Below are 22,483 nucleotides of genomic sequence, written 5' to 3'. Positions count from 1 at the left end.
ATAGAGATTTTAGATGCAGGAGACACAGACCATTTCAGAAGAATACCTAAAGCCATTTCACGATAAAGTTAACGAGGAGGCTGATGGCATAATTAAATATTTTATTTACGGGTTCTTTTTTCTAGGTATAGGACTTTCGGTTTTTCATGATACTTACGTCTTGGCTATTGTTATGGGTGGTCTGTCAGTAGGTATTTATTATGTGGTAAAGACCTTTGGCAATGGAAACTTGTGGGCGAGGTTAGTAGTGAGTTTCTTAATGTGGAATTTTGCCTTTCAGTTTATTCTGCAAATGCATGGCACCTACGAGATGCATTTCTTCTATTTCGTTGGGCTGACAGTATTGCTTTTCTATGAAGATTGGAGGGTACTGCTTCCTCTAATGGTTTATGCCATTTTTACCTTTCTATATATGTTCTACAGTCAGAATTCTGACTCTGCTGTAATGGGAATGTTGACAAATGCTCCTTCTTTGAGCTATACAAATGTATTGTTACACCTGGGCATTTTAATTTTTTATGGCGGCTTGTGTATGTTGTGGGCCAATCTGCAAAGGAAGCAGACAAGGGATTCTGGAATCAACTATTTACACATGGATGAGCAGTTAAAGCTCATGGATACAAATATCAATTTTGCCAATAGCATCAGCCAGGGAAATTTGAAGGCTGAGTATTCAGCAGAGAAAGCTGATAGATTAGGAGAGTCCCTTATGAATATGCGTGAGAGCTTGATAGAGGCGGCCGATAGGGAGTCTAAAGAGAAATTTGTCAACGTAGGGCTTGCTGCCATAGGGGATATTTTAAGGAATAACTCTGATAATATTAAAGACCTGTGTGATGATGTTATTCAGAATTTGGTGAAATACATGCGTGCCAATCAAGGTGGAATATTCATTATCCAAAAAGATGACAATACTGATGAGTCCTATCTGGAATTAATGGCTTGCAGAGCTTATGAGCGCAAAAAGTATCTGGAAAGACGTGTTGAGATAGGTCAGGGGCTAATAGGTCAGGCAGCTATTGAGAAGAAAGCCATATTCCTTACTGATGTTCCCGACAGTTATATAAACATTACATCAGGTTTGGGGATAGCTAATCCGAATAGCGTGCTGATTGTACCCTTAAAATCAAACGAAGAAATTGTTGGTGTCATTGAAATGGCCTCTTTTGATGTGTTTACCGATAATGATGTGGAATTTCTTGAGAAGGTAGGGGAAAGCATCGCTTCTACCATTATTTCAGCGCAAACCAATCAGCAGACCAAAGAGCTGCTTGAGCAGTCCCGTCAGATGACAGAGGAGATGCAGTCTCAGGAAGAGGAGATGCGGCAGAACATGGAAGAGATGCAGGCTACTCAGGAAGAGATGGCCAGAACACAATCTGAGCTTGGAGATAAAGAAGCTAATCTTAAAGCATTAATAGATAATACCACAGATTCTATCATTACCATGGATAGGAATTATAAAATATTGGTGATGAACCAAGTGGTAAAAAACAGGTACAAAGGCACTCAGTATGAGAACATGAAAGAAGGTTCTGATGCCCTTGATATGCTAGGCGATGTTCGCGATGAGTGGAAAGCTTATTATGACAGGGCATTAAATGGCGAGGCACTTAATTTCACTTTGAAAAGCTCTGTTAAGGGAGAAGATACTTACAGGGACTATTACATCAACCCTATCAGGGACGATAAAGGCTATATTTTGGGAGTCTCAGTATTCTCAAGGGATATAACCGACAAGAAGCATTTCGAAATAGAAATGAAAGAAAAGGGTGCTGTCTTAGATGCTATGGTTAACCACACAGACAACACCTATTTTGCTATCGATACTAAATTCAAAATAATTTTTGCTAATGATACCCTAAAGGAAAGGTTTAGAGCAAACGGTATTGAATTAGATAATGGGAAAAATATTCTTGACGTTCTTTCTGGTGATGCGCTTAACATATGGAAAGATCGTTATACAAAAACTTTAGCAGGAGAAAGACTTACTTTCAAAGAAGACAGACCTGTTGGGGATAAGGTGCTCAAAATTATTACTGAGTGTTTCCCAATATATAATGAAGATGGTGAAATTATTGGCGCAGCAGTAATATCAAGAGATAAGACAGCAGAAGAAAATGCCAAAGAGCAAGTAGGGAAGCTTACCGCAGAGATAGAAAAGCTAAAGGGAAAATAATTCAATGTCCTGATACCTCAGGACATTTTACTTTGTAACAATCAGGAACAGATCTAAAGCCTCGTTCCCGTCTTCCATCAGCGTGTAATCTGTGTGGTGTATTTCATTCACTAATTCATCATTACCAGACTTCAGCTTATTCCTGTTCAGTCTGTTAAGTAAATCATAAGGAATTCTTAATAAAGGAGCGGGTAGGTTATATTGTAGATTGAAGATATCAAACCTGGTTATTTTTTCAACGGACTTTTTATTCTTCTCATAATACTCCATTACCTTTTCATTGCCACCCACACCTTTCATTACCACATGGTCAAATACCTCGGAAGCAAGTTTTGTTAACTCATCGGCAGTGTATTCACGTATGTGCCACGGATTTCGGGTCAGCGTTTTTTTGATATTAGGTGTTGTAATTAAAGCTTTACCACCAGGCTTTAATACACGCTTAATTTCTTCAAGGTACAGTCTGTCATTTTTTATATGCTCAATCACTTGAAAACTGATGATCACATCATAGCTATTATCCTTCACTTTATTAAAAGGTGGAATATTGTCATGGATAAATGTTACTTCCGGAAATTTAGTGGCTAGTTCATCCAAGACAGGCTTGATTTTGTCAATAGCTGTAAAGCTGTTACATCTCCCTTTAAGGAGTTCAATACCTCTTCCTTCACCACAGCCAATCTCTAATAGATCTCCGTTAATATATTCTTCTGCTAAATAATATGCTTTCAATAACCTTTGATGAATTGGATTATCTGAGGCAATTTTGTCAGACGCTATTTCGGTAGTATAAACGCTCATTAACTTAAATTTTTGCAAAAGTAGGTCAAAAGAGAGGAAATTGCCCTACCCTTTTTTATTTTGACTGATATCAACGTAATTTATTCAACATTGAATTATAAAAGCTTGAAAAAAATTGTCTTTGTGGGGTTGCTATTCGTTTCTGCTTTTCGAGTGTTAAGTCAGGAGGTAAACTATAGTCATTTGTATAACCCGAATGCGGAGCTGTCGCTGGATCATCAGTTAGTTCAGGAAGGTGATAAGCTCACTGTGCTCTTTGCCATGACAATCCAAAACCGCAGTTATCAATTGTATGACTACACATTTGAACTCTACAATATAGAAAACTATAGCTCTGAACTTACTGCACCAGTCATTGAAGACAGTTATGATAGCATCTACCTTGAAAGCAATGCATCAGTGCATTATTTTAAATTTGTATTAAATGACCTGCCTTCCCTGCCACTTTTAGTTTTAGAAATTAAAAACAAAAAAACTGGCTTTGGACTTTTATTTGATATGCCTCTTTATGGTAAAAGGAAGTTATTCTTAAATAATGGATCAGTGCAAGGATTTGTAAATAACTGGTCTGCTCCGACTCAAATCAAGTTCAATGAGGATATGGTTTATGGGTATTATTATAATGAGAGCTTCCCTCTTGGTTTGCCACCAATGGTAACAAGGGACGATTTTAAAGAAAAAGGGCTGGAAGTGGACTCTTCATTTTTGTCAACGTCTAATGTACAATTAAAAACCTTAGGGCTTTACCTTTTTATGACAGACACTGCTGGCACTGATGCTGTATCGCTTCGGGTTGTTGACCGGTATTTCCCTAAAATGACAAGCATTGAGCAGTTAACAGAACCATTGAGGTATATTACCAGCCGAGACGAGCAGATTATCCTTGAAGACATTAAGGGAGACAAGAGAAAGTTTGATAAATTCTGGTTAAACCTCACAGGCTCTGCCAGCAGGGCTAAAAGTATTATCAAGGTCTATTACAGCAGAGTGGAGGAAGCTAATGCCATGTTTACAACATATAAAGAAGGGTGGCGAACTGATATGGGAATGATTTACTCGGTTATGGGGCCTCCTGATGAAGTTATTAAGTCATTCAATGAGGAAACTTGGGTATATTTGGCGAATCGAAATCTTCCGAAAAGGAAGTATTCTTTTATACGGGCAGCTTCTATTTTTTCCAAATCGCATTTTGTGTTGATAAGGGAAAAGAGGCATGCAGAATCGTGGTTTGAAACAATTGACTTATTAAGAAAAGGGATATTTAGATAATGGCATTAAAGAAGGAAAGTACCGATGATGTTGTGTTTGGCATAAGAGCCATTATTGAGACTATTCAGGCAGGAAAAGAAATTGACAGGCTGTTTATTCAAAAGGGTCTTAACAATGATTTGATTAAGGAGCTGGTAAAAGTGGCGCGTGATTATAAAATACCTTTTGCCAATGTTCCTATTGAGAAACTGAACAGAATTACAAGAAAGAACCATCAAGGTGCTATAGCCTTTATTTCAGCCATCAATTATGCTTCGCTGGACAATATTGTGAGCGTGACCTATCAAAATGGTAAAGAACCATTGATATTGATGTTGGATAGAGTGACTGATGTGAGAAATTTCGGAGCTATTGCACGAACGGCAGAGTGCTGCGGGGTAGATGCCATAGTTATACCCAGTAGAGGTAGTGCAGCTATCAATGCCGATGCCATGAAAACTTCGGCTGGTGCACTTAATTACATTCCGGTTTGCCGTGAAGATAATTTGAAGGTTACAATACAATATCTAAAGGACAGCGGAATGACCGTAGTGGCCTGCACGGAAAAGACCGACAAGATGATCTATGAGCTAAACCTTAATCAGCCGGCTGTCATTATCATGGGCTCTGAAGAGGATGGCATTTCTCCAGAGTACCTTAAACTGGCAGATGTAAGAGGTAAAATCCCGATGAGCGGTAAGATTGAGTCTCTTAATGTATCAGTCTCAGCGGGGATAGCTATTTATGAAGCTGCCCGGCAGAGGAGCCTATAAAAACTCCTTACCTTTCATTTCTTTTACATCTGAAACAAAATCCCTGAACTTCTGCTCGTTGTTGCGCTTACAGATAAGTATAACATTATCACATTCGGTAACTAAGTAATCCTGTAGACCTTGCACAACTATTAGCTTATTATTAGAAGAGCTTATCAACGTATTTTTAGTGTCATAAACCAAAGCATTTGCCTGAACAGAATTACCATTATTATCTTTCTCCGCTAGTTCATAAATGGTATTCCATGAACCTAAATCTGACCAACCAAAATCGCCAAGCACAACATACACTGACTGTGAGTGTTCCATAACCCCATAGTCAATAGAAATATTGGCACTCTGTGCATATGCGGTATCAACTGCCTTTTGCTCATTGTCAGTAAAGAAAGAGGCGGAAGCTTCACTAAAAACTTCTGCCATTTCCGGTAATGACTCTTCAAAAGCTGAAATTATTGCCTGAACTCCCCAGATGAAAATACCTGAGTTCCATACAAAGTCACCACTTTCAATAAACTTTTCAGCTAATGCTTTTTCAGGTTTCTCAGTGAAGGTTTTCACCTTTTTAACACCATTACCTGTCTCAAGGTATTGAATATAGCCATAGCCAACTTCTGGGCTGTGCGGCTTGAGACCTATTGTAATTAATTTATCTTGGGAGCTGGCAGCCTCTATAGATGTGTTCCAGGATTTAATGAAAGCCTCATCTTTAAAGATCATATGATCTGATGGTGTCACTGTTATTACCGCATCTGGATTTGATTTATTGATCTTGTAGCAGGCATAGGCTATACAAGGTGCCGTATTCCTTCTGAATGGCTCAAGGAGTATCTGAGAATCATCCAATTCTGGAAGTTGCTCATTTATCAAATCTTTATATTCCTGGTTCGAGACCACATAGATATTTTTTTTATCAACATGAGGGGCAAACCTGTCATAGGTCATCTGGATCAGTGTTCTGCCGGTTTTTAGAATATCCAGGAATTGTTTTGGTTTGGTATTGCGGCTATAAGGCCAAAATCTGCTTCCAATACCACCGGCCATGATGACCACATAATTGTTATTATTCATTTGCTTTAACTTGAGGTTAGATAATCCCCTCTTTTAACAAGTCATGAAGATGTACAAAACCAACGACTTTTCCATCGTCAAGGACAATAACTTGACTTATACTGTTTTGCTGCATGATATTTAGGGCTTTTACAGCAAAATCTCCTTTATTAACATTTTTAGGCATGCCACTCATTATTTGAGTCGCTGTTACCTTATCTAAATCAAAACCTTTTTCTATAGCTCTTCTTAGGTCTCCATCTGTTACAATTCCAATGAGTGCATCATCGCCATTGACTACGGCTGCTGCTCCCAATCTCTTGGAAGATATTTCTAAAATAACCTCTTTAAAAGTAGTATCTTCTTTTACAATAGGCACTTCATTTTGAACATAGATATCATCTACTTTTAAATATAACTGTTTTCCTAAAGACCCACCCGGATGGTACTTGGCGAAGTCTTCACTGGTGAAGTTATTTAACTCCATTAAACAGATAGCCAACGCATCACCCATTGCCATATGAGCTGTTGTGCTTGTTGTTGGCGCAAGACTGATCGGACAGGCCTCTTCATCTATTGTTGCATTCAAAACGTGATCAGCCTGTTGGGCCAGATAGGAGTCAGTATTACTGACCAATCCTACAAGTTTAGATCCGGTTCTTTTTAGTAGAGGAACCAATACTTTTATCTCAGGTGTATTGCCACTTTTCGACAGGCAAATTACTATGTCATCTTTTTGAATCATCCCTAAATCACCATGGATGGCATCTGCTGCATGCATAAACAGAGCAGGGGTTCCTGTCGAGTTTAAAGTAGCCACTATTTTATTGGCAACAATGGCACTTTTACCTATCCCTGTAATAACTACACGCCCTTTGGAGTTGTAGATATCAAGGACACAGTTTTCAAAGTTTTCATCCACAAGGGAGGATAATTTTTGCAAGGCATGAGCTTCATTTAAAAGTACTCCCTTGGCGATTTTTTGAATATTTTTTGCTAACTTCAATGTCCTTTTAGGTTGGTGATTCAGGCGGGGCAAAGATAATAAAACATAGAGAAATAGTACTTTATCAATTACAAAGATGCTGGCAGCAGAAACAGACATATTACGAGGTAAGCTCAAGGAGGTGTTTGGCTATAGTCAGTTCAGGGGAACACAGGAAGCTATAATCCAAAACATACTTAACAAACACAACACATTTGTTATAATGCCCACAGGTGCGGGCAAATCCTTGTGTTACCAATTGCCATCTTTGGTGGCAGATGGTTTAGCAGTGGTTATCTCACCTTTAATAGCGTTGATGAAAAATCAGGTGGACCAAATGAATGCATTTGGCATTAACGCCCAGTTCCTAAATTCAACATTATCCAAGTCTGAAATAACAAGAGTAAAAAAAGAGTGTCTTAATGGTTCTATTAAGTTACTTTATGTGGCTCCTGAATCTTTAACTAAACCAGAAAATGTAGATTTTCTTAAGAAAGTAGACATTGCTTTTGTGGCCGTGGATGAAGCGCATTGTATTTCTGAATGGGGACATGACTTCAGGCCTGAATACAGAAGAATAAAGGAAATAATAGCGCAGATAGGTGATCTCCCTATTATAGCGCTTACTGCTACTGCAACGCCTAAGGTTCAGCTCGATATTCAGAAAAACCTGAACATGGAGGGAGCTAACCTTTTCAAATCATCTTTTAACAGAACTAACCTCTTTTATGAAGTTAGGCAAAAGAGGCATGCCAAAAAGCAATTGATCCAGTTCCTTAAAGAGCATAAAGGGAAAAGTGGAATAATCTACTGCCTGAGCCGCAAAAAAGTTGAAGAGATAGCCGAAATGCTTAATGTCAATGGTTTCAATGCAGCACCTTACCACGCAGGCCTTGAAGCTGGTATTCGCGAGAAAAACCAGGATGGATTTTTGAACGAAGATATTGACATAGTAGTGGCTACCATTGCCTTTGGAATGGGTATAGACAAGCCCGATGTTAGGTTCGTAGTTCATTATGATGTCCCAAAATCATTAGAAGGATATTATCAGGAAACAGGCAGGGCTGGGCGCGATGGCCTTGAAGGGCATTGTCTCATGTTTTATAGCCATAATGACATTAATAAGCTAGAGAAGTTTAATAAAGACAAGCCTGTGCAAGAGCGGGAGAACTCCAGGGTTTTGCTTCAGGAGATGTCTTTTTATGCAGAATCCCCTGTGTGTCGAAGAAAGCAATTGCTTCATTATTTTGGTGAAGAGTATATGCAAGACAACTGTGGAGGTTGTGATAATTGTGTTAATCCTAAGGACAAATACGAAGGCAAAGACTATGTGCATAAGGCCATAGATGCCGCACTCCAAACGGGCGAAAGATTTGGTTTAAACCACTTGGTGCATGTGCTCCGTGGCATAAGTAATCAGTACACACAGTCTTACAGTCATGATAAGCTTCAGATATTCGGGCAAGGAGATAATGAAGATGAAGAGTTCTGGAAGAGTGTTATTCGTCAAACTTTGATTTATGAATACCTGGAAAAGGACATTGAAAACATTGGTGTTTTAAAGGTATCTGAAAAAGGGAAGGCCTTTCTTGATAACCCTGAGTCGGTGATGCTTGCCAAGGATCATGAATATACTACAGGTGAGGAAGAAGATGAGATTGTGGAAAGGGTTCCTATCAATGCCAAAGCATACGATGAGGAGTTATTTACATTGCTTAAGGCATTCCGTAAAAAATTGGCACATCAGCTGGATCTTCCTCCTTATGTGCTGTTTCAAGATCCTTCTTTAGAGGAGATGGCAACTACTTACCCAACCACAGAAGAGGAGTTGGCTCAGATCAATGGTGTTGGCGTTGGTAAGGTGGCCAAGTTTGGAAAGGAATTCATCAGCCTTATCAAGGAATATGTCGAGGAAAATGATATTGTAACAGCCTCCAAGGTTGTAGTAAAATCTTCTGTGAACAAGTCGAAAATGAAGATTTTCATCATTCAGCAGATTGACAGAAAAATTGACCTTGATGAAATTGCTGAATCAAAAGGCATCACATTTGAAGCGCTTTTGGACGAGATTGAAAACATTTGCTACTCAGGAACAAGACTAAATCTTGACTACTATATTGATGAGATCCTTGATCCTGACAAGCAGGATGATATTTTTGAATACTTTCTGAATGCAGAATCTGACAGTATTGAAGAGGCACTGGAGGATGAAGATAACGAAGATTATTCAGAAGAAGAACTTCGCCTGATGCGTATCAAATTCATGTCTGAATACGCGAATTAATTCATTACACATTTTAGAAGTATAACCATGAAGTTATGGTCATTTGTATAACTTTGTGCCTTTATAAAATAATATTCAAAGCATGAATATACTCGTTTTAGGAAGTGGTGGCCGTGAACATACATTGGCCTGGAAAATATCTCAAAGTTTTAATTGTACACAAGTTTTCGTTGCGCCTGGCAATGCCGGTACAGATCTTATCGCTGTAAATGTTGACATTAGTGTTAATGACTTTCCAGCTATTGGTGAGTTCGTTTTGGAGAATGAAATTGACCTTGTCGTGGTTGGCCCTGAAGATCCTTTGGTAAATGGCATCAGGGACTACTTTGAAGCCGATGAAAAACTGAAGAACATAAATATGGTAGGCCCTGGTAAGCTGGGAGCTCAACTGGAAGGCAGCAAGGATTTCAGTAAAGCCTTTATGCAAAAGCACGGAGTTCCTACTGCAGAAGCTCGAACCTTTACAGCAGATACAATAGATCATGGGTATACATATCTTGAAGGTTGCAATATGCCTATAGTGTTAAAAGCAGATGGACTAGCAGCGGGAAAGGGTGTTGTGATAGCACAAAGTGTGGAAGAGGCTAAGAATGCCTTGAAAGCCATGCTTCTGGACAAGCAGTTTGGCGATGCAAGTTCTAAAGTGCTTATTGAGCAATATCTTGATGGTATTGAATTATCAGTTTTTGTTTTAACTGATGGCAAGGACTATGTTATCCTTCCCGAAGCAAAAGATTATAAAAGAATAGGCGAAGGAGACACAGGTCTTAATACAGGAGGTATGGGAGCAGTTTCGCCCGTTAAGTTTGCCGATAAGGCCTTTATGGATAAGGTGGAGGATAAGGTTATTAAACCTACGGTCAATGGATTAAAAGCGGACAATATAGATTACAAAGGCTTCATTTTTATTGGATTGATGAATGTAGGTGGAGATCCTTATGTAATTGAATACAATGTGAGAATGGGAGATCCTGAAACTCAGGTGGTGATTCCACGAATACAAAGCGATATTGTTGATATGCTATTGGCTGCAGCAGAAGGCACATTGGCCGATTATGAATTAAAGATTGGTGATTTCAATGTGGCAGGTGTGGTATTGGTTGCTGGTGGCTATCCGGGGGCTTATGAAAAGGGAAAATCTATTCAGGGGCTGGCAGATGTTACCAATTCGTTGGTTATCCATGCAGGAACCACACAGGAAGATTATGAAGTGCTTACCAACGGAGGACGCGTGCTCACCATCATTGGGCGAGGTGATGATATGGAAACTGCAATATCTAATGCCTATAAAGATGTAAATTCCATAAAGTGGGAAGGCATGTATTATAGAAAAGACATTGGAAAAGATATATTAGCTCCCCGAATATTTTAGACTGTTGATTTATTTATCTTTATTGTAGATGAAAATTTACTAAGCGATGGGATGCGGAACGTGTAGTTCAGGTGGCAGCAAAGTCTCCGGGTGTAATAACAACGGTGGATGTGCAACTGGTGGATGCAATAAGATGAATGTTTTTGACTGGCTCTCTAATATGGATGTGCCGGTTGTCGATAAATTTGATATTGTTGAAGTCCGTTTTAAGGGCGGCCACAAGGACTTTTTTAGAAATTCAGAGAATCTGGAACTCACTACTGGCGATGCTGTAGTGGTAGATGTGCCTAATGGACATCATTTGGGACATGTTTCACTTCAAGGCGAACTGGTTCGTCTCCAGATGCAAAAGAAAAAGGTCAAGAACAATGAGGACATCAAGAAGATTTACCGAATTGCTCATCAAAAAGATCAGGAAAAATACGAGGAGGTAAAGAAGCGCGAAATGCCAACGCTGTACCGTGCCCGTCAAATTATAGATGACCTAAAACTGGATATGAAACTGTCTGATGTTGAATATCAGGCTGACAATTCAAAAGCTACCTTCTTCTATTCAGCTGAAGACAGGGTTGACTTTAGGGAATTGATAAAATTATTGGCAGGTGAATTTCGCATCCGCGTAGAGATGCGCCAGATAAGCCTTAGGCAAGAAGCCGGTAGGTTAGGAGGTATTGGTTCATGTGGTCGGGAATTATGTTGTTCTACGTGGCTGTTTGATTTTAAAAGTGTAAGTACCAGTGCTGCTCGTTATCAAAACCTTTCCTTGAATCCAAGTAAACTTTCTGGTCAGTGTGGTAGACTGAAATGCTGCCTTAACTATGAGCTGGATACCTACATTGATGCCCTTGAGGACATTCCAAAAGTTGAAAAACCTTTACTTACTGAACGAGGTGTTGCTAAGCTTCAAAAGACAGATATTTTCAGAAAAATCATGTGGTTTGGTTATGATGACGAAAACACCTGGTTCCCTATTGATGCCAAACGTGTTAAGGAAATTATCAAGCTCAACAAGGCTGGCAAAAAACCATCATCACTTCAAGAGGATAATGTGCCTGTAAAAGAAGAGGTAACAATCAATAGTGATTTGGAGAGAATGGATAAGAAATACTCTACAAGCACCAAAAAGAAGAAAAGAAGAAAAGGGAAAAAGAGATTTCCCAAAAACCGCAACCAAGACAGGAATAACAAGCCATCATGAGATTAGTTTTAGCAGCAGTAATTTTCATTTTTCTTGTAAGTTGTGATGATTCTCGTGTTTATGAAGAGAATCTGGATATTACGAATAAAATTTGGATAGCAGACTCAGCAAAGACTTTCCAATTTAATATAAAGGATGCCGACAAGAGGTACAACTTGTATTTTAACCTTAGAAATACAGTAGCCTACCCCTATGAAAACATATATGTGACTTATACACTGAGAGATACATTGGATAACCAGCTAAAAAAAGAGCTGGTTAATTTCAACTTGTTTGATCCTAAAACCGGAGAGCCCTTTGGTTCAGGTTTGGGAGATGTATTTGATCATCAACTGCCGATATTAAATAACTATAAATTTGATCATACCGGACCTTATGTCTTTCATCTGCAGCAGTATATGCGCATGGACTCATTGCCTGAAATAATATCTGCAGGCTTGAGGGTAGAGCAGGCAATAAATGAGTGATCTGGTGATCTTTTACTTATGAAAATAATAATTGCAGGAGCTGGCGATGTAGGCTTTCATTTGGCTAAACTATTAGCAAATGAAGGCCATGATATAGTCTTGGTGGACAGGGATGGCCTACGACTAAAACAAGCCTCGGCTTCTTTAGATGTAAGTATTGTAAAAGGTAATTCTACCTCCTACAAAGTACTTGAGGAAGCGGATATTCAAAATGCCGATTTATTGATTGCCGTAACTTCTTCAGAGGAGGCAAATCTCACTACTTCAATGATAGGTAAGCACTTGGGAGCCAAACAGACGATAGCGAGAATTCAAAATGTAGAGTATCTGCTCAACAAGGAAAAGCTTGATCTTAAAGATTTAGGGATTGACGAGATTATCTCACCAGAGTCATTGGCTGCGAAAGAGATTAAAAGACTACTGAAAGAGGTAGCTATAACTGATACTTTTGATTTTGACGAGGGAAGGTTATCGCTTATAGGAGTGATAATTGATGAAACGAGCCAACTGAGAGGTAAATCACTAATTGAGATGGCTCATCTGAATCCTGAGCAAAACTTCCTTACAGTAGCCATTCTTAGAAATAACCAAACTATCATTCCTCATGGAGATAATGTTTTTCAGGAAGGTGATCATGCTTACTTTATTTCACAGCCTGATGGCATAGAAAAGGTATTAGCACTTTCCGGTAAGGTAAAGCAGGAGATTAAAAATGTAATGATTCTTGGAGGTAGCAAAGTGGGGTTTCATGCCGCCAAGAGCTTGAGTAGAAAATTTAATGTCAAGCTGATTGAAAGCGATAAAGATAAGTGCTTCGAGCTGGCTGATCAGCTTAAAAATGTGATGGTCATCAATGGCGATGGCCGTGATGTTGACCTGTTGGAAGAGGAAGGCATCGATGATATGGATGCTTTTATTGCTGTTACAGGTAATTCAGAGACCAATATTATCTCATGTCTTGTAGCGAAAAACCATAATGTTAAAAAGACCATCTCGCTTGTAGAAAATATTGACTATATCCATCTGTCGCAGAATATTGGTGTTGATACCATGATCAACAAAAAGCTGATTGCTGCCAATTTCATTTTTAGGTATGTCCGCCAGGGAGATATTATATCACTGACAAGTATTCATGGTGTGGATGCCGAGATTTTGGAGTTTATTGTAAAAGCCGGTTCAAAAATCACTCAGGCAGAGATTAAAGACCTTGAATTTCCAAAAGGAGCAATTATTGGTGGGGTGGTCAGAAATGGAGTTGGTTATACCACCATGGGTAATTTTCAATTCAGGCCAAAAGACAGGGCTGTAGTGTTATGTCGATTGGAATGCATAAAAACGGTGGAGGAATTTTTCAAGTAAACTAAATTTGATACTTTCGAAGATTATCAAAGCACTGGATGAGATTTAACTTCAAACAAATTGCCAGTTTTTCGGGTTTACTTCTCATTATCAATGGCATTTTCATGTTCTTGTGTTTGCCATTCTCCATATATTATAATGAGCCTATCTATCCTTTAGGGCTTTCTGGCCTCATAGCGTTATTAACTGGTGGTACCATTTGGTTCATTAATAGAAAGAACGAGAATAAGGAACTTAAGAAAAAGGATGGTTATCTGGTAGTAATTGTGGGCTGGTTAACTATGTCGCTTTTCGGGACATTCCCTTTTTTGTTATCTGGTGAGATCTCAAATTTTACCGATGCATTTTTTGAAACCATTTCAGGATTTACAACCACGGGAGCATCCATTTTAACAGACATTGAGAGTGTTTCCAAAGGCATTTTATTTTGGCGCAGCCTTACCCAATGGATAGGGGGAATGGGTATCATAGTTTTGGCGGTGGCCATATTACCAATATTAGGTATTGGAGGTATGCAGCTTTTCATTGCCGAGGCTCCTGGCTTATCGCCAGATAAAATGAAACCTAGAATTAAGGAGGTCGCCAAAAGACTTTGGTTCATTTATATTGGTTTGACCATGCTTGAAATGGTATTATTGATGTTTGGAGGCATGAATTTTTATGATGCGATTAATCATGCGCTAACAACAATGGCTACTGGAGGTTTCTCTACCAAAAATGCCAGCATTGCGCACTTCGATTCGGCCTATATCCAGTATGTGATCACTTTCTTTATGTTTTTGGCAGGCACTAATTTCACCATTACATACTACGGACTGAAAGGAAAGTTCGCCAAAGTCTGGTCAAATGAAGAATTTAGGAATTACTTGATCCTTGTTATTCTACTATCAGTATGTATATCATTTTTTGTATTCTCTTCGAAATGGGAAGGTTTCGAAAAGTCATTTAGGGATTCGATTTTTCAGGTGGTCTCAATCATTACTACCACTGGTTTTGTGTCAGCAGACTATACCGCCTGGGCACCATTTTTAACTATTATTTTCTTTTTACTGATGTTTGTTGGAGCTTCAGCTGGCTCTACTGCTGGTGGAGTAAAGATTATTAGACATACGCTGCTATTTAAAAACAGTTTTCTTGAAATGAAACGTCAGCTTCATCCTTCCGCAGTTATACCTGTGCGGCTGAACAGCCAGGCGGTGAGCCGGGATATTACCTACAATGTGCTAGCCTTTGTTATGATTTACTTACTCATTTATGGAGTAGGAGTGTTTTTGATATCATTCACTGGAGTGGATTTCGATACGGCATTAGGTGCTGTGGCTACTTGTCTGGGCAATATTGGGCCTGGTCTTGGCAGTGTTGGGCCTGTGAATAATTTTGCTCACATCACGCCATTTGGAAAGTGGCTTTTAGCAGGTCTTATGTTGCTCGGAAGGTTAGAGCTTTTTACAGTATTGATGCTTTTCAATCCTAACTTCTGGAAGAAGTACTAGTGATGAAGTATCTTATAATTACCGCACAGATTGCTGCAATCCTTTATTTGTTTTTGGATCTTTTTAAGGTGGTGAATATGCCTGAGCTAAGGGTGGCTGCTTATGGTGTTATTATCTTTTCACTTGTTTTTACACTTGTAATAGCTTCTCAGAAATACAAAGCATAAAGCACCTACCTCTAATTTTTTACATTTAAATCAATCTCAACCAATTTATCATTGGTTTCAAACTGATATTTATTAGAGTTTGGTAATGGTTCTATTGAGCTTTTCACCAAATCAAACCCGCGCTTGGGTAGTTGTATCTTCAATTTATAATCAGGATTAGTCTGATTTACTTTAAGTATTAATTTGCCTTGAGACATCTCATAAAAAACTGACACCTCGTTAGCTCCTACAATCACATTTTCCAAAGATGCCTTATCCCATGATGTAGGCATTTGAGGAGCGATTACTATGGTTTTATTGGCTACATCAGGGTTAATTCCGAAAAATTGTTTTACAATAGGTACTGCAAAACCATAAATATTCCAGGCTTGTACCAGCATGCCATAGTCAGGGGAAACTTCATACATACTTCCCGGATGAGCATAACTAAATGACCTTGTCATTCTTTCCAGATAGTTCAAAGCTTTATCTGGATGACCATAATTGTTTTCTCCAACCGCCTGAACACTAGTAGGCAATGTCATTACAGCTCCTGTGTAGGAGAATATTTTACTGCCTTTAAATGATCCATCGTCTGTTCCGGCAGATTCATCACGATCTATACCCGTGACAAACACACCAAATGGATTTACAAATTGCTCGGCAGTATTGAGTGCCTTTATGGCCTTCGCAGAATCAGCGATACCCATTTCCATAGGTGTGTTAACCACCCAATTGTGATGCAAAACAAATGGTCTTAGCTCTTTGGATGGGTTGGCCTTAATAAAGGCTTTGGTTTGCTTTAATTCTTCTACTGCCCATGGTTTTTTGAGTGTATCAGCACGAATAATTGCATCATCAATGAGCTTTAAAGCCTGTTCATCTGACCCGATAAAATCGGCATACGAGTTAAATTCATCTGACCAAAACTCATCATTGATCTTGGACTTCAGATTTGCAGCAGTTGTTGAGTATTCATCAGCAACTGCCTGTTCTCCTAGTACAATAGCTATTTGAGCAGCATCTGCAAAGGCCTTTTGGGTATAAACAGCTACATCTATCATTTCTGCATCCATACCGTGGATTTCCATCATACCAAAACCATCCGGGAAAAGATTTTTGTTTTCGTCATTCTCTTCCATCAACCATGAAAGTCCTTTTTTAATGGTGGGGAAATATTTCTTCAAAAATTCTTTATCTCCGTTCCATTGATAAACCTCCCAAATCAAAGAGGCAAATTGAGGGGTTTCGTTGATATTACCAGGATTAAAAACAGCACCATTGGTGGAGGTTTCATGAATAATTCGTCCATTGCCATTGGTAACTTCTGAAAGACTGTCTAATAAAGAAATGGTTTTATAGACGATGTCGTGTTGCCCAACGGCCATATAACCTTTAAGGGCATATTCGCTATCTACACCAAACCACCAGGGGTAATCGGGGATGCCCGCAGTTATGCCTGTACCTATTTCTGGCACCGTTTGAATCATCCAATCGGCATTATACTTTAACCATTCAAAAGCCTTCTGTAATTTCTTATCGGGAATAGTCAGCTTGGATTGATTTGCTAACTGTGCGTACCTCTCCTTCTTAGCTGAGAAGTATTGGTGTGCATTGCTTTTCAAATCTTGAAGGGTATTTAGTGCATCTTCTTTAGAAGTATAAGACCCTGCAACAAAATAGTTAATAATAGCTGTGCTTTTGCCTACTAATTTTATTTCCTGTGTTATGGAATTAGCAACGCCCTTGCCTGAATACTTATATTCCTCACTTTGATGTGCTGTTGACTTTTCATCAGAAGTAAAAACTGTAAACCACGGGTTTGAGCCGTCTTTTACGATCCAACCATCAATTGAACTGTCAAATTCTGCTGTGTCTTTATCATCAACCATATTGGTTCGTTCACCCAGCCAGGTTGGCCTTAGATCTGAACTTCCGGTAAACTGGAAATTGAATGACTGCTCTTGATTTGACTTGTTTTCAATAATAAATTGGATAAGAATGCCTTGTTTATGATCGGGAACAAATTGCCAGTGATCAATGGCCAAACCTTTTTCTTCAATAGAAAATGAATGCTTACCTGCCATTGGGTAATTGGTAAATGACTCGGCATTATTTAAAACGATAGCTTCTTCTCCCCACTCCAAAGCAACTTCAAAGCCGTCCATCAATTTGATAGGATGATTCCAAATACCGCCCATTTCATCTTTGATATGCCACCCCAACTCTGGGAAGGAGCCATCCTGATGCCCTACCACATAAACCCTGTCACCGGCTGTGACGAATGGAGAATTGAGGTATTCTGGCTTACCGGTTATGGACGGACTTTCGTCCATCAAGTTGTTAAAAGAGGGTGTTTCGGACTTATTATTAGGGCTGCAACTAAAAATAACCAGCAGCAATAGGACGTATATAAATCGCATAACTTCAATTAGTTTTACCTAAATATAAGTTATTTATCCTTTGAGTATAGTCTTCAAAACCTCATAATCATTATCAATAGGGATACTTACTTTAGTTTTATGTAAATAGGCTTCCAGTCGTTCTGGAATTTCGATTTCTCCGATTACCTCATTGACAGTGTCTAAAAACTTAGCCGGATGTGCTGTTTCCAGAAATACCCCCAAATAATCATTTTGCTTCAGGTATTTTTTGAGGCCTAAATAACCAACGGCACCATGCGGATCTAAAACGTAACCTTTCTCATCAAATACCTTTTTCATGGCAGCTTTTGTCTCACCATCATAAAAACTGTAACCTGTAATATCTTTTGTTATATCATCCCATGACTGCTTATAGAGTTCAGTCATTCTGCCAAAATTGCTAGGATTGCCCACATCCATTGCATTGGAAATGGTTTGCTGCGAAGGCCTTGGTTTATATATGTTTTCATTCAAATATTGAGGCACAATATCATTGGCGTTTGAGGAAGCCACAAAACCTTTGATTTTTAGGCCCATGGATTTAGCCAAAAGGCCTGCTGTCAGATTGCCATAATTTCCACTGGGTACGGAAAAAACAATTTTCTGGTCGGATGGTAATTGCTTCACAGCCCAGAAATAATAGAATGACTGCGGGATGAGTCTGGCAATATTAATGGAATTAGCGGAGGTTAATTTTATTGATTTGTTAAGCTCTTTATCCAAAAAAGCGGTTTTCACTAAAGCCTGACAATCATCAAAAGTGCCATCAACTTCCAATGCTGTAATGTTTTGCCCTAGAGTGGTAAGCTGCTGTTCCTGTAAATGGCTCACCTTACCTTTTGGGTAGAGTATAACAACATTAACATTAGGCACTCCTAAAAAACCATTCGCCACAGCACTTCCCGTATCTCCAGAAGTGGCGACTAAAACAGTGACTTTTTCATCAGAAAAGTGACTTAAACATCTCGCTAAAAAGCGGGCTCCAACATCTTTAAAAGCGCAGGTAGGGCCGTGAAACAATTCCAGACTATAGACATTTTCTTCTACCTTAACTACTGGTATGTCAAAGTTCAAAGTTTCAGTTACAATCCTTTCAAGATCATCTTTGGAAATATCTTCAGCAACGAATGGATAAGCGACTTCAAGTCCAATCTCATGAATATTCTTATTATTCAGATTAGCGAAAAACTCTTCTGAAAGTTGTGGAATGTACTCAGGCATAAAAAGACCATTGTCCTCAGGCAATCCTTTTATCACCGCTTCTTTGAATGAAACAGGCTCTACTGATCTTTTAGTACTATAAAATTTCATACGATGGGTCTAATGTTTTACATCCTATCGGATTGATTTGAGAAATATGGACGTCATGGCTCATGTCCAGTTGGTTGTAGATTTTTCTAAACTCAAGGCCTATTTTTTCAGCTATTGATTTGTTTTCACAAAGGGCAAATACTGATGGGCCAGAACCCGAAATGCTGCAACCCAACGCTCCATTGTGTTTGGCAGCTTCTTTCAAAGATTCAAACCCTGGAATAAGCATCGAGCGTATCGGTTCAACAACCAAATCTTCCAATGATCTGCTGATAAGATCAAAATCACTGCTTGCCAGACCCGATACAAATCCTGCCAGATTTCCCCATTGTGCTACTGCCAGCTCCAGGGAAATTTCCTTTTTCAACATTTTCTTTGAGTCTGAAGTTTTTACCTCGATATGTGGGTGTACAGCTGTCACATAAAGTGATGTTGGGTATGAAAGCTTGATCACATCCAGTGGATTATAGCTGCGTACCAATGTAAAACCGCCAAGCAATGAAGGCGCTACATTGTCTGCATGGGCTTTGCCAGAAGAGGCCGTTTCCCCTGCCATGGCAAAAGGTACTAATTCAAGTCTGGTCAATGGCTGACTCAGCAATTCATTCACTCCGAATACTGCTCCGGCAGCACTTGATGCACTTGAGCCCAGTCCGCTACCAGCCTTAACATTTTTGTGGATCTTTATGGATACTCCATTTTTGGATTTTAAGTGATCCAACAATGCTCTTGCAGCCACACCCGCAACGTTCACTTCAGGATCAGTTGGTAAATCGGGATCAGACATAGAAATCTTGATAATACCGGATTCATTCAGTGTTAATTGCATGTAATCACCAATATTGTTGAGGGCAAGACCCAGCACATCATAGCCAGGGCCTACATTGGCTACCGTAGCAGGTGCGAATACCTTGATAGACTTATCCATTAGCGATTCTCATTATGTCGGCAAATATTCCCATTGCAGTAACTTCAGCCCCTGCGCCAGCTCCTTTAATTACTAAAGGCTGCTCAGGATAGCGCTTGGTAGTGAAGAGCACAATATTGTCTTTCCCTTCAAGATTATAAAACGGATGATCAGGACTAACAAATCTCAACCCACCTTCAGCTTTACCTTTGTTGAAAGAAGCGACATATTTTATCTTTTTGTTGTCGTCAGCGGCCTTTCTATATAGTTGCTGAAACTCAGCCTCATGAGCTTCCAGCGAAGCTAAAAATTCATCCACAGAAGGTGCTTCCATGCATGCTTTAGGTATAAATGGCACCCCTTTAATATCATTTAATTCCATTTCTAAACCAGATTCCCTTATCAAGATGAGAATTTTTCGCATCACATCCACACCACTCAGATCTATTCGTGGATCGGGCTCGGTGAAACCTTGTTTCATAGCCTCCTTTACCACATCAACAAAGCGGGTTTTCTCATTGAAATTGTTGAAAATGAAATTCAAACTCCCGGAAAGTACGGCTTCGATTTTATAAATCTCATCACCACTTTTTATCAGATCGTTAAGGGTGTTGATAACAGGCAAACCTGCTCCTACATTGGTTTCAAATAAGAATTTGGCCCTGTATCTAAGTGCAGTTTGCTTCAGTACCTTGTATTTATCAATACTCTGGGTACACGCGATTTTGTTAGGTGTTACCACCGAAATACTTTCTTTTAATAGCTCATTGTAAATTGATGCCACAACTTCATTGGCAGTATTATCTATAAAAATGCTATTTCTCAAGTTAAGGTCAATGGTTTGTTGAATGAAGCCATCCAGGGTCATTTTTTCGCCATTTTCAAAGAGCGATTCTTTCCAGTTTTTAAGGCTGATCCCATCTTCATCAAAAAGCATTTTCTTTGAGTTGGCCAGTGCCACGATCTTAACATCAATATGGTGGTGTTTCAATAAATAAGATTTCTGTTTGTTGATCTGCTCTACCAAAGTACCGCCCACATTACCAATGCCAATCATAAAAAGGTTAATGCGCTTTCTATCCGATAAGAAGAAGCTTTCATGCAAACTGTTCAGTGCCTTTCTCACTTCAACATCTCGTATTACGACAGAGATATTTTTTTCAGAGGAGCCCTGAGCAATGGCTTTTATGTTGACACCATTCTGGCTAAGTGTGCTAAACATATTGCCACTGACACCTACTTGCTCTTTCATTTTGGATCCAACCAAAGCCACAATGGAAAGCTTTTTTTCTATTTCCAGAGCATCAATCTTGTGAATTGAAAGCTCGAATTCAAATTCTTCTTCCACAGCTTCTTTGGCCACATCACAATCACGCTCATCTATCCCCACGCAAATAGAGTGTTCAGAGGATGCTTGAGTAATTAATATGACATTGACTTTAGCAGTAGAAAGGGCCTTAAACAGTCGGTGGGAAAAGTTAGGGATGCCCACCATGCCGCTACCTGATAGATTAACTAAAGCAATATTCTGAATGCATGATAGTCCTTTGATGATGTTGCCATTTCCGTTTCCATTGTTAGAAATGACAGTGCCGTAATCCTCAGGTTTAAAAGTGTTCTTGATATGAATAGGGATATTAGCCTCCAGCACAGGTTGTATCGTTGGTGGATAGATGACCTTGGCGCCAAAGTGTGAAAGCTCCATGGCCTCTTCATAGCTTATTTCTTTGATAGCATAAGCTGCACTGACCAATCGAGGATCAGCGGTCATCATGCCGCTCACATCAGTCCAGATTTCGAGTTCCTTACTTTTGAGTATAGAAGCTAATATGGCGGCAGTATAATCTGAACCACCACGACCGAGGGTAGTGGTTTCGTTGTTTTTATTGGAGGCTACAAATCCCGGGCACACCCAGCAATCAGCCTTTTCTTTGAAATAGGATTTTACTTCTTCTGATGTTTTTTTGAAGTCTACATTAGCCCTGCTGTAGTTGCTATCTGTTTTAATAAACTGCTTGGCATCTGCCCAGTTACTTTTTAATCCAGCATCATTGAAGTAGTCATTGATGATAATTGATGATAATGTTTCTCCGAAACTCACAATTCTATCCTGCGTCTTAAGGCTAAGTTCTCTGATCAAATAGACACCTCTATAAATGTCCTCCAGGTCGTTAAGTAGCATTTTTACCTTGCTCAATGTTTTACCCTGACCTTTTACAGTGATAAGCTCCTGAACGGTTTTAATATGGCGGGTCTCTATCTGATTCAATAGCTTCAGATACGATTCGTCACCTGCAGCGGCTAATTCGCTACATTCGATAAGTAAATTGGTGATGCCTCCAAAGGCGGAAACCACAGCGATTAATGGCTGCTTTTTAGCAACAATGATGTTTTTGACTAATGATATATTTTTTGCAGAGGCTACAGAAGTACCTCCAAATTTCACAACAAGCATGGTTGAGATTTTTAAAGAATAAAATTTTATTTAGA

General features: G+C 39.2%; 17 protein-coding genes. 10 read left to right on the top strand and 7 right to left on the bottom strand.

Annotated elements, in window-relative coordinates; all coding sequences use genetic code 11:
• The first annotated feature begins 13 nt into the window (after nucleotides 1-13).
• On the top strand, nucleotides 14-2,179 hold the full coding sequence (locus RIB54_RS19840; RefSeq protein ID WP_350102572.1) for a GAF and PAS domain-containing protein: 2,166 nt from the start codon (nucleotides 14-16) through the stop codon (nucleotides 2,177-2,179).
• Between the two features lie 27 nt (nucleotides 2,180-2,206).
• Here RIB54_RS19840 and RIB54_RS19835 read toward each other — a convergent pair whose 3' ends face one another.
• Nucleotides 2,207-2,980: a class I SAM-dependent methyltransferase gene (locus RIB54_RS19835; RefSeq protein ID WP_350102571.1), complete on the bottom strand. Its 774-nt coding sequence runs from the start codon at nucleotides 2,978-2,980 to the stop codon at nucleotides 2,207-2,209.
• Nucleotides 2,981-3,085: 105 nt separating this feature from the next.
• On the opposite strand from RIB54_RS19835, the gene RIB54_RS19830 reads away from it, so the two are divergent.
• Both RIB54_RS19830 and rlmB read left to right on the top strand, forming a co-directional pair.
• Nucleotides 3,086-4,249, top strand: coding sequence for a GWxTD domain-containing protein (locus tag RIB54_RS19830; RefSeq protein ID WP_350102568.1), 1,164 nt, complete (start codon nucleotides 3,086-3,088; stop codon nucleotides 4,247-4,249).
• Complete coding sequence (gene rlmB / locus RIB54_RS19825; RefSeq protein WP_350102566.1) at nucleotides 4,249-5,001, top strand: 23S rRNA (guanosine(2251)-2'-O)-methyltransferase RlmB; 753 nt, start codon at nucleotides 4,249-4,251, stop codon at nucleotides 4,999-5,001. The genes RIB54_RS19830 and rlmB overlap by 1 nt, the downstream gene beginning before the upstream one ends.
• On the opposite strand, the gene RIB54_RS19820 is transcribed toward rlmB, so the two are convergent.
• Together RIB54_RS19820 and RIB54_RS19815 are read right to left on the bottom strand one after the other, a co-directional pair.
• Complete coding sequence (locus tag RIB54_RS19820) at nucleotides 4,996-6,069, bottom strand: mannose-1-phosphate guanylyltransferase (RefSeq protein WP_350064974.1); 1,074 nt, start codon at nucleotides 6,067-6,069, stop codon at nucleotides 4,996-4,998. The two genes, rlmB and RIB54_RS19820, sit on opposite strands and share 6 nt — an antisense overlap.
• A 16-nt stretch (nucleotides 6,070-6,085) precedes the next feature.
• Complete coding sequence (locus RIB54_RS19815) at nucleotides 6,086-7,054, bottom strand: KpsF/GutQ family sugar-phosphate isomerase (protein WP_350064972.1); 969 nt, start codon at nucleotides 7,052-7,054, stop codon at nucleotides 6,086-6,088.
• 76 nt (nucleotides 7,055-7,130) lie between these two features.
• On the opposite strand from RIB54_RS19815, the gene recQ reads away from it, so the two are divergent.
• From recQ to RIB54_RS19780, 7 genes are all read left to right on the top strand, one after another.
• Complete coding sequence (recQ, locus tag RIB54_RS19810; RefSeq protein WP_350102565.1) at nucleotides 7,131-9,317, top strand: DNA helicase RecQ; 2,187 nt, start codon at nucleotides 7,131-7,133, stop codon at nucleotides 9,315-9,317.
• An 82-nt stretch (nucleotides 9,318-9,399) separates the two neighbouring features.
• Nucleotides 9,400-10,689 (top strand): phosphoribosylamine--glycine ligase, encoded by a 1,290-nt coding sequence (gene purD, locus RIB54_RS19805; protein WP_350102564.1) that lies wholly within the window; start codon nucleotides 9,400-9,402, stop codon nucleotides 10,687-10,689.
• A gap of 46 nt (nucleotides 10,690-10,735) precedes the next feature.
• The gene (locus RIB54_RS19800; protein ID WP_350102562.1) at nucleotides 10,736-11,887 is read left to right on the top strand and encodes a PSP1 domain-containing protein; all 1,152 of its coding nucleotides are present in this window, start codon (nucleotides 10,736-10,738) and stop codon (nucleotides 11,885-11,887) included.
• On the top strand, nucleotides 11,884-12,354 hold the full coding sequence (locus tag RIB54_RS19795) for a gliding motility lipoprotein GldH (RefSeq protein ID WP_350102561.1): 471 nt from the start codon (nucleotides 11,884-11,886) through the stop codon (nucleotides 12,352-12,354). The genes RIB54_RS19800 and RIB54_RS19795 overlap by 4 nt, the downstream gene beginning before the upstream one ends.
• Nucleotides 12,355-12,372: 18 nt before the next feature.
• Complete coding sequence (trkA, locus tag RIB54_RS19790; RefSeq protein WP_350064963.1) at nucleotides 12,373-13,713, top strand: Trk system potassium transporter TrkA; 1,341 nt, start codon at nucleotides 12,373-12,375, stop codon at nucleotides 13,711-13,713.
• A gap of 38 nt (nucleotides 13,714-13,751) precedes the next feature.
• Complete coding sequence (locus RIB54_RS19785; protein ID WP_350102558.1) at nucleotides 13,752-15,206, top strand: TrkH family potassium uptake protein; 1,455 nt, start codon at nucleotides 13,752-13,754, stop codon at nucleotides 15,204-15,206.
• A gap of 2 nt (nucleotides 15,207-15,208) precedes the next feature.
• Entirely contained in the window at nucleotides 15,209-15,373 is a 165-nt protein-coding gene (locus tag RIB54_RS19780; protein WP_350102555.1) for a hypothetical protein, read from the top strand.
• A gap of 11 nt (nucleotides 15,374-15,384) precedes the next feature.
• Here the strand turns inward: RIB54_RS19780 and RIB54_RS19775 are convergent, their stop codons facing one another.
• From RIB54_RS19775 to thrA, 4 genes are read right to left on the bottom strand one after another with little or no spacing between them, the layout of a single operon-like run.
• Nucleotides 15,385-17,775 carry an alpha-L-rhamnosidase-related protein gene (locus tag RIB54_RS19775; RefSeq protein WP_350102552.1) on the bottom strand — a complete coding sequence of 797 codons (2,391 nt, stop codon included), beginning with the start codon at nucleotides 17,773-17,775 and terminating at the stop codon, nucleotides 15,385-15,387.
• 33 nt (nucleotides 17,776-17,808) lie between these two features.
• Nucleotides 17,809-19,086 (bottom strand): threonine synthase, encoded by a 1,278-nt coding sequence (gene thrC / locus RIB54_RS19770; RefSeq protein ID WP_350102550.1) that lies wholly within the window; start codon nucleotides 19,084-19,086, stop codon nucleotides 17,809-17,811.
• Complete coding sequence (locus RIB54_RS19765; protein ID WP_350102548.1) at nucleotides 19,073-20,014, bottom strand: homoserine kinase; 942 nt, start codon at nucleotides 20,012-20,014, stop codon at nucleotides 19,073-19,075. Before RIB54_RS19765 ends, thrC begins: the two co-directional genes overlap by 14 nt.
• Nucleotides 20,007-22,448 (bottom strand): bifunctional aspartate kinase/homoserine dehydrogenase I, encoded by a 2,442-nt coding sequence (gene thrA / locus RIB54_RS19760; protein WP_350102547.1) that lies wholly within the window; start codon nucleotides 22,446-22,448, stop codon nucleotides 20,007-20,009. Before thrA ends, RIB54_RS19765 begins: the two co-directional genes overlap by 8 nt.
• Between the last annotated feature and the right edge of the window lie 35 nt (nucleotides 22,449-22,483).

Source organism: Fulvivirga sp., from assembly GCF_040218215.1.
GTDB lineage: Bacteria > Bacteroidota > Bacteroidia > Cytophagales > Cyclobacteriaceae > Fulvivirga.
The sequence above is the reverse complement of the archived record's forward strand: the minus strand, read 5'-3'. Positions and strand labels throughout refer to the sequence as shown.

Bases quoted from the DNA above. Each gene is read 5' to 3' on its own strand.
- RIB54_RS19785 (WP_350102558.1), top strand. From the start codon at position 13,752: ATGAGATTTAACTTCAAACAAATTGCCAGTTTTTCGGGTTTACTTCTC.
- RIB54_RS19820 (WP_350064974.1), bottom strand. From the start codon at position 6,069: ATGAATAATAACAATTATGTGGTCATCATGGCCGGTGGTATTGGAAGC.
- RIB54_RS19840 (WP_350102572.1), top strand. From the start codon at position 14: ATGCAGGAGACACAGACCATTTCAGAAGAATACCTAAAGCCATTTCAC.
- recQ (WP_350102565.1), top strand. From the start codon at position 7,131: ATGCTGGCAGCAGAAACAGACATATTACGAGGTAAGCTCAAGGAGGTG.
- RIB54_RS19765 (WP_350102548.1), bottom strand. From the start codon at position 20,014: ATGGATAAGTCTATCAAGGTATTCGCACCTGCTACGGTAGCCAATGTA.
- purD (WP_350102564.1), top strand. From the start codon at position 9,400: ATGAATATACTCGTTTTAGGAAGTGGTGGCCGTGAACATACATTGGCC.
- RIB54_RS19775 (WP_350102552.1), bottom strand. From the start codon at position 17,775: ATGCGATTTATATACGTCCTATTGCTGCTGGTTATTTTTAGTTGCAGC.
- RIB54_RS19795 (WP_350102561.1), top strand. From the start codon at position 11,884: ATGAGATTAGTTTTAGCAGCAGTAATTTTCATTTTTCTTGTAAGTTGT.
- thrC (WP_350102550.1), bottom strand. From the start codon at position 19,086: ATGAAATTTTATAGTACTAAAAGATCAGTAGAGCCTGTTTCATTCAAA.
- trkA (WP_350064963.1), top strand. From the start codon at position 12,373: ATGAAAATAATAATTGCAGGAGCTGGCGATGTAGGCTTTCATTTGGCT.
- thrA (WP_350102547.1), bottom strand. From the start codon at position 22,448: ATGCTTGTTGTGAAATTTGGAGGTACTTCTGTAGCCTCTGCAAAAAAT.
- RIB54_RS19800 (WP_350102562.1), top strand. From the start codon at position 10,736: ATGGGATGCGGAACGTGTAGTTCAGGTGGCAGCAAAGTCTCCGGGTGT.
- RIB54_RS19835 (WP_350102571.1), bottom strand. From the start codon at position 2,980: ATGAGCGTTTATACTACCGAAATAGCGTCTGACAAAATTGCCTCAGAT.
- RIB54_RS19780 (WP_350102555.1), top strand. From the start codon at position 15,209: ATGAAGTATCTTATAATTACCGCACAGATTGCTGCAATCCTTTATTTG.
- rlmB (WP_350102566.1), top strand. From the start codon at position 4,249: ATGGCATTAAAGAAGGAAAGTACCGATGATGTTGTGTTTGGCATAAGA.